Annotated in this window: 10 protein-coding genes; 7 read left to right on the top strand and 3 right to left on the bottom strand. The window is 66.4% G+C overall.

Annotated features, from left to right (window positions below):
• The first annotated feature begins 13 nt into the window (after positions 1 to 13).
• The 7 genes from hutH (at position 14) to AC07OK_RS03935 (ending at position 9870) form a co-directional block, all read left to right on the top strand.
• Positions 14 to 1558 (top strand): histidine ammonia-lyase, encoded by a 1545-nt coding sequence (hutH, locus tag AC07OK_RS03965; RefSeq protein WP_494689061.1) that lies wholly within the window; start codon positions 14 to 16, stop codon positions 1556 to 1558.
• 11 nt (positions 1559 to 1569) lie between these two features.
• On the top strand, positions 1570 to 2358 hold the full coding sequence (gene hutG / locus AC07OK_RS03960) for an N-formylglutamate deformylase (RefSeq protein WP_494689060.1): 789 nt from the start codon (positions 1570 to 1572) through the stop codon (positions 2356 to 2358).
• Positions 2355 to 3731, top strand: coding sequence for a formimidoylglutamate deiminase (locus AC07OK_RS03955; RefSeq protein ID WP_494689059.1), 1377 nt, complete (start codon positions 2355 to 2357; stop codon positions 3729 to 3731). The genes hutG and AC07OK_RS03955 overlap by 4 nt, the downstream gene beginning before the upstream one ends.
• Positions 3728 to 4303 carry a HutD/Ves family protein gene (locus AC07OK_RS03950; protein WP_494689058.1) on the top strand — a complete coding sequence of 192 codons (576 nt, stop codon included), beginning with the start codon at positions 3728 to 3730 and terminating at the stop codon, positions 4301 to 4303. The genes AC07OK_RS03955 and AC07OK_RS03950 overlap by 4 nt, the downstream gene beginning before the upstream one ends.
• Before the next feature lie 14 nt (positions 4304 to 4317).
• Positions 4318 to 5529 (top strand): imidazolonepropionase, encoded by a 1212-nt coding sequence (gene hutI / locus AC07OK_RS03945; protein WP_494689057.1) that lies wholly within the window; start codon positions 4318 to 4320, stop codon positions 5527 to 5529.
• An 84-nt stretch (positions 5530 to 5613) separates the two neighbouring features.
• The gene (locus tag AC07OK_RS03940; protein ID WP_494689056.1) at positions 5614 to 8280 is read left to right on the top strand and encodes a zinc-dependent metalloprotease; all 2667 of its coding nucleotides are present in this window, start codon (positions 5614 to 5616) and stop codon (positions 8278 to 8280) included.
• A 39-nt stretch (positions 8281 to 8319) separates the two neighbouring features.
• The gene (locus AC07OK_RS03935; protein WP_494689055.1) at positions 8320 to 9870 is read left to right on the top strand and encodes a glycine betaine ABC transporter substrate-binding protein; all 1551 of its coding nucleotides are present in this window, start codon (positions 8320 to 8322) and stop codon (positions 9868 to 9870) included.
• Here the strand turns inward: AC07OK_RS03935 and AC07OK_RS03930 are convergent.
• The 3 genes from AC07OK_RS03930 to AC07OK_RS03920 all read right to left on the bottom strand — a co-directional run bounded on the left by AC07OK_RS03930 (position 9856) and on the right by AC07OK_RS03920 (position 11510).
• The gene (locus AC07OK_RS03930) at positions 9856 to 10032 is read right to left on the bottom strand and encodes a hypothetical protein (protein WP_217946056.1); all 177 of its coding nucleotides are present in this window, start codon (positions 10030 to 10032) and stop codon (positions 9856 to 9858) included. The genes AC07OK_RS03935 and AC07OK_RS03930 overlap by 15 nt on opposite strands.
• Positions 10033 to 10098: 66 nt before the next feature.
• Positions 10099 to 10590 (bottom strand): GNAT family N-acetyltransferase, encoded by a 492-nt coding sequence (locus AC07OK_RS03925; RefSeq protein ID WP_494689054.1) that lies wholly within the window; start codon positions 10588 to 10590, stop codon positions 10099 to 10101.
• Positions 10590 to 11510 carry a DMT family transporter gene (locus AC07OK_RS03920; RefSeq protein ID WP_494689053.1) on the bottom strand — a complete coding sequence of 307 codons (921 nt, stop codon included), beginning with the start codon at positions 11508 to 11510 and terminating at the stop codon, positions 10590 to 10592. Before AC07OK_RS03920 ends, AC07OK_RS03925 begins: the two co-directional genes overlap by 1 nt.
• Positions 11511 to 11662: the final 152 nt, after the last annotated feature.

The raw sequence follows: 11662 nt of genomic DNA, 5'->3' as shown, positions 1-11662 counted from the left end.
TTTGAGAACCTCTATGAAAAATGCACTGACCCTGAAACCGGGCGCGATGACCCTGACCGAACTGCGCGCCGTGTGGAGCGCCGCCGGTCCGCTGGCGCTGGCCGCCGAAGCCTACCCTGTCATCGAAGCCTCCGCCGCTGCCGTGCGCGCCATCGTCGCCAAGGGCGACGCCGCCTACGGCATCAACACCGGTTTCGGCCTGCTGGCCAAGACCCGCATCCCGGACGAGAAGCTGGAGCAGCTGCAGCGCAACCTGATCCTGTCGCACTCGGTCGGCACCGGCGGCCTGCTGTCGGATGCCGTCTGCCGCCTGATCCTGCTGATGAAGATCGGCAGCCTGGCGCGCGGCTACTCCGGTGTGCGTCCTTTGATCATCGACACGTTGATCGCGCTGTACAACGCCGGCATCATGCCGGCCATTCCGGCCAAGGGTTCGGTCGGCGCCTCGGGCGACCTGGCGCCGCTGTCGCACATGACGCTGGCGATGCTGGGCGTGGGCGACGTGCGCGTCAACGGTGAAATCATGCCCGCCGCCGACGCGCTCAAAGCCGCCAACATCGCGCCGGTGGTGCTGGCCGCGAAGGAAGGCCTGGCGCTGATCAACGGCACCCAGGTGTCGACCGCGCTGGCGCTGCATGGCCTGTTCATGGCCGAGCGCCTGCTGGAAGCTGGCATGGTGTCGGGCGCGCTGTCGCTGGACGCTGCCAAGGGTTCCGATTCGCCGTTCGACGCCCGCGTGCATGAAGTGCGCGGCCAGCCGGGCCAGATCGCCGCCGCCTCGATCTATCGTCAACTGGTGAGCAACAGCGCGATCCGCGCCTCGCACCTGGTCGGCGACGAGCGCGTGCAAGATCCGTACTGCCTGCGTTGCCAGCCGCAGGTGATGGGCGCCTGCTGGGACATCATCAACAACGCCGCCCGCACCTTGCTGATCGAAGCCAACGCCGTCACCGACAATCCGCTGCTGTTCAAGGACGGCGAGCTGTCGGTGGTGGTCTCGGGCGGTAACTTCCACGCCGAGCCGGTGGCCTTCGCCGCCGACACGCTGGCGCTGGCCATCGCCGAAATCGGCGCGATCTCCGAACGCCGCATCGCGCTGCTGATCGACGCCACCTTGTCCGGCTTGCCGCCGTTCCTGGTGCGTGATCCGGGCGTGAACTCCGGCTTCATGATCGCCCACGTCACCGCTGCCGCGCTGGCGTCGGAGAACAAGTCGCTGGCCCATCCGGGCAGCGTCGATTCGATCCCGACCTCGGCCAACCAGGAAGACCACGTCAGCATGGCGACCTACGCCGCGCGCCGCCTGGACGACATGGCGCACAACACCGCCGTCATCATCGGCATCGAGCTGTTGGCGGCCGCGCAGGGCATTGACTTCCACCGTCCGCTGAAAACCTCGCCGCATCTGGAGCATGTGCATGCGCAGCTGCGCCAGAAGGTGCCGTTCTTCGACGCCGACCGCTTCTTCGCGCCGGATATCGAAGCGGCCAAGGGCATGGTCATGCGCGGCGAGTTGAGCGCGTCGTGCAAAGGTTTGTTCACGTCCTTGCATCCATAAGAGGAGGCGTCATGGACTATCAGTTCAAAGCAGGCAGTATTCCCTTGCTGGTGTCCATGCCGCACGTGGGCACCGATATTCCCGACGACGTGGCGGCGGCGATGACGCCGGCCGCCGTCGACAAGCAGGACACGGACTGGCACCTGGTGCGCCTGTACGAGTTCCTCGGCGAGATGGGGGCGTCGACCTTGTCGGCGCGCTGGTCGCGCTACGTGATCGATTTGAACCGGCCGCCGGAAAACACCAATCTGTATCCGGGCCAGGATACGACCGGCCTGTGCCCGATCGACACCTTCCACCGCGAGCCGCTGTACCGCGATGGCCATACGCCGAGCGAGGTTGAAGTGCAGCGCCGCCTGGCCGCGTACTGGAAGCCGTATCACGATCAATTGCGCGCGGAGCTGGACCGGCTGTTGGCGCTGCACGGCCGCGTGGTGCTGTGGGACGCGCATTCGATCGCGTCGGTGGTGCCGCGCTTCTTCGAGGGCAAGCTGCCGGACCTGAACTTCGGCACCGCCGACGGCAAGAGCTGCGCGCCGGACCTGAGCGACGCCATCGTGGCGCGCGCGCAGGCGCAGCAGCAGTTCAGCGTGGCCGTCAACGGCCGCTTCAAGGGCGGGCATATCACCCGTCACTACGGCCAGCCGGCCAACAATGTCCATGCGATCCAGCTGGAGATGTGCCAGTCGACCTACATGGATGAGGAAGCGCCGTACGGCTACCGCGCGGACCGCGCGCAGCAGGTACAAGGCCTGTTGCAGCAAATGACGCAGGCCGCCGCCGATTGGGGGCGCGCATGAACCGGCTGTTCGCGCGCAACGCGCTGCTGCCGGAGGGCTGGCGCAAGGATGTGCTGGTCGAGTGGGACGCGGACGGCACCATCGTCCGCGTCGACGCCGGCGTGCTTGCGCCGGCCGGCGCGCAGCTGATCGCGCCGGTGGTGGAGTACATCTTGCCGGGCATGATCAACCTGCATTCGCACAGCTTCCAGCGGGCGCTGGGCGGCCGCACGGAAAAGGCCGGCGAAACCAAGGACAGCTTCTGGACCTGGCGCGACCTGATGTACCGCTTCGCCCGCAATATCACGCCGGAGCATATCGAGGCCATAGCGGCCCAGCTGTTTTCGGAATGCCTGCGCCACGGCTACACGTCGATGTGCGAATTCCATTACGTGCAGCGTGCGCCGGACGGTGCCATGTATCCGCGCCCGGCGGAAACGGCGGAACGTGTCATCGCCGCCGCACGGTTGGCGGGAATCGGCATCACCATGCTGCCAGTGTTGTATAGTTATTCCGGCTTCGGCGAAAGCGCCTTGAAGCCGGAGCAACAGCGCTTCAAGACCGATCCGCAGGATGTGCTGCGGGTGATCGAGGCGCTGGAGCCCTTGCGCGACGGGCAGACCGAAGTGGGCGTGGCGCCGCATTCGCTGCGCGCGGCCTCGGTGGCGCAGATTAACGAGGTGCTGGTGACGCTGCCGGGCGACCGTCCGGTGCATATCCACATCGCGGAACAGAAGCAGGAAGTGCAGCAATCGCTGGACTGGAGCGGACGCCGCCCGGTGCAATGGCTGCTGGACCAGGTGGAAGTCGATCAACGCTGGTGCCTGATCCACGCGACGCACTTGATGCGCGACGAGGTGGACAACATCGCGCAGAGCGGCGCCGTGGCGGGGCTGTGTCCGACCACGGAGGCCAACCTGGGCGACGGCCTGTTCCCGCTGGAGGAGTTCCTGGCGGCGGGCGGACGGTTCGGCATCGGCAGCGACAGCCATATTTCGCAAAGCGCGGTGGAAGAACTGCGCTGGCTGGAATACGGCCAGCGCCTGCAGCACCAGCGCCGCAATATCGCGGTGTCGGCGCAGCAGCGCAATGTCGGCGACTTCCTGTGGCAGGGCGCCTTGCAGGGCGGCGCGCAGGCCAGCGGACGGCCGGTGGGCGCGTTGGGGCCGGGCCGCCGCGCCGATATGATCGTGCTGGACGACCAGCACCCGAATTTGTATGGATTGGCGCTGGACGAGGTGCTCGGCAGCTTCGTCTTCTGCGGTAATGACAATCTGGTCAAGGACGTCATGGTCGGCGGCCAGTGGGTAGTACGCAATCAGCAGCACGTTGCGCAGCAGGCGATCGCTGCGCGCTTCAAGCAGACCTTGGCCGAACTGAGGGAGTTCCAATGACCCAGCTAATCCAGTATGCAAGCCTGCGGCCGGCGCCGTGGAAGAACGGCGGCGGCAGCACGACGGAAATCGCCGTCGCTCCCGCCGGCACCGGCTTCGATGAATTCGACTGGCGCGTCAGCCTGGCGACCATTTCGCAGAGCGGGCCTTTTTCCAGTTTTCCCGGCATCGACCGTTCGCTGGCGCTGGTCGACGGCGATGGCGTCCTGCTGGACTTCGGCGAAGAGCGTTTTGTGCTCAGCCCCAGCGAGCCGCTGATCGAATTCGACGGCGAGGCGGCGGTGCACGCCACCGTCGTCGGCGGGCTGACCACCGATTTCAACGTGATGTCGCGGCGTGGCCGCTGCCGCCATCGGCTTGAGTCGGTCCTGGTAAACGGCGCCGAGCAGCTCACGCGCCGCAGCGGCACCACGCTGCTGTTCCTGGCCGACGGCGAAAGCCTGACGGTGAGCAGCGCGCGCGAACGCATCGCCATGGTGCGCTACGACTTGCTGGTGCTGGAGGCCGAAGAGGAATGGTCGATGGAAGCCCAGCGCGCAACCGTGTTCGTGGTCGACATCATCAACAATTAAAGAAAGCTCCAAGCATGTGGGATGTGTTGTTTACGAACGTGCATCTGGCCACGATGGCCGATGGCTACGGTGAAATCCGCGATGGCGCCATCGCCGTCAAGGATGGCAAGATCGCGTGGCTGGGGCCCCAGGCGGAGATGCCGGCGGGCGAGCAGGCCGTCACCGTGCACGATGGCGGCGGCTGCTGGCTGACGCCGGGCCTGATCGACTGCCACACCCACATCGTCCACGCCGGCAACCGCAGCGACGAATTCGAGGCGCGCCTCAACGGCGCCACCTACGAGGACATCGCGCGCGCCGGCGGCGGCATCATGTCCACCGTGCGCGCCACCCGCGCCGCGTCCGAGGACGAGCTGCTGCGGCAAAGCCTGCCGCGCGTGTGCAGCCTGCTGGCCGAGGGCGTGACCACGCTGGAGATTAAATCGGGCTACGGCCTGACGCTGGAATCGGAAGCCAATATGCTGCGCGTGGCGCGCCGCATCGGCCGCGAGCTGCCGGTCAGCGTCGCCGCCACCTTCCTCGGCGCGCACGCCGTGCCGCCGGAGTTCGCCGGCCGCGCCGACGATTACGTCACCGAAGTGTGCGCGATGATCGCGCCGCTGGCCGCCGAAGGCCTGGTCGACGCGGTGGACGCCTTCTGCGAGCGCATCGGCTTCTCGCACGAGCAGACGGAGCGCGTGTTCCAGGCTGCGCGCGCGCAGGGACTGCCGGTCAAGCTGCATGCGGAACAGCTGTCCGACCAGCGCGGCGCCGAGCTGGTGGCGCGTTACCACGGCTTGTCCGCCGACCATCTGGAGCACCTGACCGAGGCCGGTATCGCGGCGATGGCCGCCGTCGGCACCGTGGCGGTGCTGCTGCCCGGCGCCTACTACTTCCTGCGCGACACCACGCCGCCGCCGGTGGCCGCCATGCGCACCGCCGGCGTGGCGATGGCCGTGGCCACCGACTGCAATCCCGGCACCTCGCCGATGACGTCCCTGCTGCTGGCGATGAATATGGTCTGCACCCTGTGGCGTCTGACGCCGCTGGAGGCGCTGGCCGGCTGCACCGTGCACGCCGCCCGCGCGCTGGGCCGCGAACAGCAGATCGGCAGCCTGGAAGTGGGCAAGCGCGCCGACTTCGCGCTGTGGCGCATCGCCCGCCCGGCCGACCTGTCCTACGCCATCGGCCTCAATCCCTGCCGGGGCGTGGTCAATGCGGGCGTGTTGCGTACACCGCAGGTTTAGAGGGGAGCCTCGGGAAATTCTGTTTCGTTAGTTATTGTTTCGGTTACAGTACCGGGATGCCTTTTCTAACGTAACAGGATATCCATGTTTGCCTTGAATTCTCTCCGCGCCGCCGTCTTGCTGACGCTCGGCGCGCAGGCACTGGCCCAGGAGCCGGTGCCGCCCACGCCGGTCCCCCACACACCTGAAGCCCCCGTCATCGCCAGCGCGCCTGTGCCGCCGGCCGCCGCGCTGGCCGCAGCCGCAGCAGCAGCCTCCGCGCCCAGGCCTTACGCCGAGGTGGTGCGCGGCGCCGCCCAGGTGCAGGGCTTCCTGAACCTGTACCAGAAAGAGGAAAAGGTCTGGATCGAGCTGCGGCCAGACCAGTTCGACCGTCCTCTCTTCATGACCGTGAACATGCCGAACGGGATAGGCGAGCGCGGTATCTACGGCAGCCAGATGGGACTGAGCCAGGTGGTGGTGTTCCACCGCATCGGCAACCTGGTGCAGATGATCGCCAAGAATACCGACTACGGCGCCAAGGCCGGCACGCCGCAGGCGCTGGCGGTGTCGCAGGCGTTCTCCGACAGCTTGCTGGCGATCGCGCCGGTGGCCAGCGGCCCGCATCCGCAGAGCCATGCGATCCTGGTCGAAGCGAATATCCTGTTGTTCGGCGATATCCCAAGCTTTACCACCCGGCTGGAAGCGGCCTTCCGCATGCCATATGCGATGGATGCGCGCAACAGCAGCTTCCTGACCATCCGTTCCGACGAGTCCATGACCGGCTTCCAGGTCAACGCCCACTTCTACGTGCCGCGCATCGCGGCGGCGCCGGTGGTGATGCCGAACACGCCGGTGCCGGCCGCCATCGCCAGTCCGCCGACCACGCTGCCGGACCCGCGCAGCATGTTCCTCGGCTTCTACTACAGCTTCATGCCGCTGCCGGCGCAGCCCATGCATGGCCGCGTCGCGGACGACCGCATCGGCCACTTCGCCTACACCACGCACGACTATTCGGACGATGTGACGCCGACCACGGCCCGGCATGTGGTCCAGCGCTGGCGCCTGGAAAAGCAGGACCCGGCGCAGGCGCTGTCGGAACCGAAGCAGCCCATCGTCTACTGGCTCGATGCGAACATTCCGGAGAAGTACCGCGAGTCGGTGAAGCAGGGCATCCTGGCCTGGAACGATGCGTTCGAGCGGATCGGCTTCAAGAACGCCATCGTCGTCAAGCAGCAGACCGAGAAGGACCGCTTCGATACGATGGATGCGCGCCATGCGTCGGTGCGCTGGTACGTCGGTACGGATGTCGCCGTCGCCATCGGGCCGAGCCAGGTCGATCCGCGCAGCGGCGAGATACTCGATGCGGATGTCGCCATGCCCGACGTGTTCGCGCGCGGCGCGCGCAGCAGCATCATCGGCAACGACAGCATGCCGCTGCAGGCGCCGTTGTCGATGCCGGGGCAGCAGGCGCACTGCAACTACATGATGGAGTCGGCCTCCGAGATGGGCTTCGCCATGGGGCTGTTGGAGGCGCGCGGCGAGCTGGCGATGGACAGTCCGGAGGCGGAAGCGCTGGCGCAAGCCTACGTGCGCGCGCTGATGATGCACGAGATCGGCCACACGCTGGGCTTGAGCCACAACTTCCGCTCGTCGACCGTCTACAGCCTGAAGCAATTGCAGGACCCAGAGTTCACGAAGAAGAACGGCCTGGCCGGATCGGTGATGGACTACACGCCGTTCAACCTGTCGCTCAAGGGCGAGACGCAGGGCGAGTACGTGGCGTCGACATTGGGGCCTTACGATTACTGGGCCATCGAGTACGCCTACAAGACCATCGAGCCGGCGCAGGAGAAGGAGGAGCTGGCGAAGATCGCCGCGCGCTCGAACGAGCCGCTGCTGGCCTTCGGCGCCGACCAGGATGCGGGCGGATTCAACTCCGACCCCGATGTCAATATGTTCGACCTGGGCAGCGATCCGCTGGCTTACTTCCAGCGCCGCCTGACGATCTCGCGCGAGCTGTGGGACCGCCTGCAAAACCGCACGCTGAAACCGGGCGAGAGTTATGAGACGCTGCGCCGCAGTTTCGACTACGGCTTCCAGCAGTTTGCGCGCACCATGCCGGTGGTGGTCAAGTACGTGGGCGGCGTGACCTACCTGCGCGACCACGCCGGCACCGGCCGCGCCACCTTCACGCCGGTGCCGCTGGCGCGCCAGAGGGCCGCCTTGCAGATGCTGACCACCAGCCTGTTCAAGTCGGACAGCTTCCAATTCTCGCCGGCCATGATCAGCCGCCTGGGAGCGGACCATTTTGAACCGCGCGGAAGGGCCGACGTGTCGGTCGGCGGCCGCGTATTGTTCTTGCAGTCCGGCGCGCTGGACCAGCTGATGTCCGACGCGGTGGCGGTGCGCCTGCTCGATTCGCAGGAAAAGCTGGACGATCGCAAGCAGGCGCTCAGCCTCGACGAGTTGTACATCACCGTGCAGGACGCGGTGTGGAGCGAGCTGAAAACCGGCAAGGACATCAACGGCATGCGCCGCAATCTTCAGCGTGAACATTTGAAGCGGCTGACCGCGATCCTGCTGCGCGCATCGCCCACCACACCGGCCGACGCGCGCAGCCTGCAACGCGAGAACGCGCTGGCGCTGCAACGCGATCTCCGCGGCGCGATGGCAAGGCCGATGAGCCGCGAGGCCAAGGCGCACCTGGCGGAGTCGTATGAAACGCTGAGCCAGGCCTTGAAGGCGGCCATGTTGCGCGCAGGCGCTTGATGGTAAGCTCTCCGGATTGACCATCATTTCGGAGCGCGTGTGCAAGGACGATTGCTAGTTTGGCTGGCCCTGTTGTGGGCCGGCGCGGCGTGCGCCGCGCCGGCCGATACGCTGCACGTGGGGTCGAAGCGCTTCACCGAATCCTATATCCTGGGCGAGGTGCTGGCGCAGACCGCCGCGCAGGCTGTACCCAACGCCAAGGTCGAGCACCTGCAAGGCCTGGGCAATACCGCCATCGTGCTGGCGGCCTTGCAGGCCGGCCGCATCGACGTCTATCCCGAGTACCTCGGCACCATCGACCTGGAAATCCTCAAGCACACGCAGGCCGCGCCGCTGGAGCAGATCCGCCGCGAACTGGCGCCCATGGGACTGGGCGTGGCGGTGCCGCTGGGCTTCAATAACACCTACGCGTTGGCGATGCGCGGCGGCGCCGACGGCCTGACGAAACTCAGCGAGCTGGCCGCGCAGCCGCGCCTGCGCTTCGGCCTGTCGCATGAATTCATCGGCCGCGCCGACGGCTGGCCAGGCCTGGCCAAGCGCTACGGCCTGCCGCAGCGGCCGGAAGGACTGGATCACGGCATCGCCTACGAGGCGCTGATGCAGCGCCAGGTCGACGTGATCGACATCTACTCCACCGACGCCAAGATCCGCCAGTACGGCCTGCGCGTGCTGGAGGACGACCGCGCCTACTTCCCGCGCTACGACGCGGTGCTGCTGTACCGGCTCGACGCCGCCGAACGCTTCCCGGCCGCGTGGAAGGCGATCACGCAACTGGAGGGCCGCATCAGCGCGGCCGACATGATCGCGATGAACGCCGCCGCCGAAATCGACGGCCAGAATTTCGCCAACGTGGCGCGCGACTGGCTGGCCGCGCACCAGCCGCTGGCGGCCGGCGCGCCGTCCAGCGCCGCCGGCAAGGCCGCGCAGGCGGCGCCGGCGCAGGTACGTGAGGGCCTGCTGGCCAAGATCTTCGACAAGAACCTGTGGCCGCTGACGCGCCAGCATGTGACGCTGGTGTTGGTGGCGGTGCTGCTGGCGTGCGTGGTCGGCATTCCGCTGGGCGTGCTGGCGGCGGCGTTTCCGCGCCTGCGGCAGGTGGTGCTGGGTTTGACGGGCGTGCTGCAAACGGTGCCCTCGCTGGCCTTGCTGGCGCTGCTGATACCCTTGCTGGGCATGATAGGCACGGCGCCGGCCCTGGTGGCATTGGTGGTGTACGCGCTGCTGCCCATCGTGCGCAACACCTGCACCGGCTTGTTGCAGGTGCCGGCCGGCTTGCGGCTGGCGGCGCAGGCGCTGGGCTTGCGGCCGATGCAGCGGCTGGTGCAGGTGGAGCTGCCGCTGGCCTTGCCGGTGATCCTGGCCGGCGTGAAAACGGCGGCGGTGATGAGCGTGGGGACGGCGACCATCGCCGCCTTCATCGGCGCCGGCGGTTACGGCGAACGCATCACCATCGGCCTGGCGCTCAACGATAACGCCATGCTGCTGGCCGGGGCGATACCGGCGGCGCTGCTGGCGCTGCTGACGCAGGCCGCGTTCGAGCTGCTGGAGCGGCTGGCCAGCCGTGGTCGGGCCGCGTCACAGCGAATGTAGCTTGGAGCGCAGCAGCACCATTTCCTTGTGCAGCAGGCGCTCGGCGAGGAAATCGTTCTCGCGCTGGGCGGCGATGGCTTCCAGCGCCTGCGTGTGGCGTTCCAGCCGGGCGCGCAGCCAGGCTTTGTAGACCGTGGTGGCCAGGGGCGGCAATTTGGGCATGACTGTCTCCTGCGATAGGTTTGACATTCATTCTGCAAGCATGACCACGCCATGCTTTGCGCTAGATCAAGCCCCTTGAGACATATGCGTCAGCGCCTCGCCGGTGACGCGGCAAATGCGCCATTCCGGCAACAGCGAGGCGCCCATGCTTTCGTACAGCTTGATGGCGTTGCTGTTCCAGTCCAGCACCGACCATTCGAAGCGGCCGCAGTCGCGCTCCACCGCCAGTTGCGCCAGCGCCACCAGCATCTGCTTGCCGTAGCCCTTGCCGCGCCGGCTTTGCTTGACGTACAAGTCTTCCAGGTACAGGCCTTTCTTGCACAGGAAGGTGGAGAAGTTGTGGAAGAACAGCGCGAAGGTCACCACTTCGCCGCCGGTCTCGCCGACCAGCGCTTCGCACACCGGCTTGTCGCAGAACAGGCTGTCGTGCAGCATGGCTTCGTTGGCGACGACCATGTGTTCCAGTTTTTCAAACACGGCCAATTCGTAAATCATGCCGAAAATGGCGGCGACGTCTGCCGGCTGGGCCGGGCGTATGGTCAGGTTGGAAGTGTTCATCAGGCTTCGACTATGCTCTCTGTGGTGGAAGGGGAATCGGATTGCAGCGCCCAGGCGACGCTGGACAGGCACAATACCATGCCGGCCCATTGCAGCGGTCCGGGGCGGAAGTGCTCCAGCTGGATCGACAGCAGCACTGAAATGACGGGCGTGACGACGCCGATGTACACCGCCTTGTGCGAGCCGATGCGGTGGATCAGCGTGAAGTAGGCGGCGAAGGCGATCACCGAGCCGAACAGCGACAGGTACAGCAGCCCGCCCCAGTAAGGCAGGCCGGCCGGCATGGTGAAGGACTGGCCGCTGGCCAGCACCCACAGGGCCACCAGCAGGCTGCCCCACAGCATCGACCAGGCCATCGTCAGCAGCACGTTGGACGATTGCTCGCGCACCTTGATGACGACCACGTTGCCGACCGAGCTGGCGATGGTGGCGGTCAGCGCCAGTGCCAGGCCAAGCAGAAAGTGACCGTTGCCGCCGGACAGGATCTCGTTCCAGGCGCCACGAATCGACTCGAAGAACAGCAACGTGACGCCGCAGATGGCGACCGCGCCGGCGCTCCAGGTGCGCCAGCCGATCGGGGTGCCGAAGGCCATGCGGTTGAGGATGGGGTTCCAGAACACCATCAGCGCGAACAGCACGGCGACCAGGCCGGAGACCAGGTATTGCTCGGAGGTGTAGGTGCAGATGTAGCTCAGGCCGAAGGTGGCGCAGCCTTGCAGCAACATCCAGCGCTGGGTGCGCCAGGGCAGGATCAGCTTGTCGCCGCGCGCCAGGCACCAGGCGAACAGTACCGCCGCCGACAGCGCGAAGCGGTAGACCACCGACACGGCGGGCGCGACCTCGCCCAGTTGCAGCGTGATGGCGAAGAAAGTGGAGCCCCAGATCAGGCAGGCAATGATAAACAGGAGTGGAGAGGACATCGGACGAGTATAGCCGCCCGGACGATTCCTTGCCTAGCGGCTATGATTTTGTTGCGGCGCAACAGATCGGCGCATTTGTGTGTATCGTTGCGTAAATTTTGAGCATTTTGTTGAAAATGCAAGTATGATGGAATGACACATCAATCAGGGGA

The sequence above is a fragment of the Duganella sp. GW821-FHT07G03 genome (assembly GCF_059418605.1).
Note: the sequence above shows the minus strand (reverse complement) of the source record. Positions and strands in the feature narration are given on the sequence as shown.

Excerpts from the sequence above, each read along its gene's own strand:
- AC07OK_RS03930 (WP_217946056.1), bottom strand. The coding sequence starts at position 10,032 with ATGCCCAAATTGCCGCCCCTGGCCACCACGGTCTACAAAGCCTGGCTG.
- hutH (WP_494689061.1), top strand. The coding sequence starts at position 14 with ATGAAAAATGCACTGACCCTGAAACCGGGCGCGATGACCCTGACCGAA.
- hutI (WP_494689057.1), top strand. The coding sequence starts at position 4,318 with ATGTGGGATGTGTTGTTTACGAACGTGCATCTGGCCACGATGGCCGAT.
- AC07OK_RS03940 (WP_494689056.1), top strand. The coding sequence starts at position 5,614 with ATGTTTGCCTTGAATTCTCTCCGCGCCGCCGTCTTGCTGACGCTCGGC.
- AC07OK_RS03950 (WP_494689058.1), top strand. The coding sequence starts at position 3,728 with ATGACCCAGCTAATCCAGTATGCAAGCCTGCGGCCGGCGCCGTGGAAG.
- AC07OK_RS03925 (WP_494689054.1), bottom strand. The coding sequence starts at position 10,590 with ATGAACACTTCCAACCTGACCATACGCCCGGCCCAGCCGGCAGACGTC.
- AC07OK_RS03955 (WP_494689059.1), top strand. The coding sequence starts at position 2,355 with ATGAACCGGCTGTTCGCGCGCAACGCGCTGCTGCCGGAGGGCTGGCGC.
- hutG (WP_494689060.1), top strand. The coding sequence starts at position 1,570 with ATGGACTATCAGTTCAAAGCAGGCAGTATTCCCTTGCTGGTGTCCATG.
- AC07OK_RS03920 (WP_494689053.1), bottom strand. The coding sequence starts at position 11,510 with ATGTCCTCTCCACTCCTGTTTATCATTGCCTGCCTGATCTGGGGCTCC.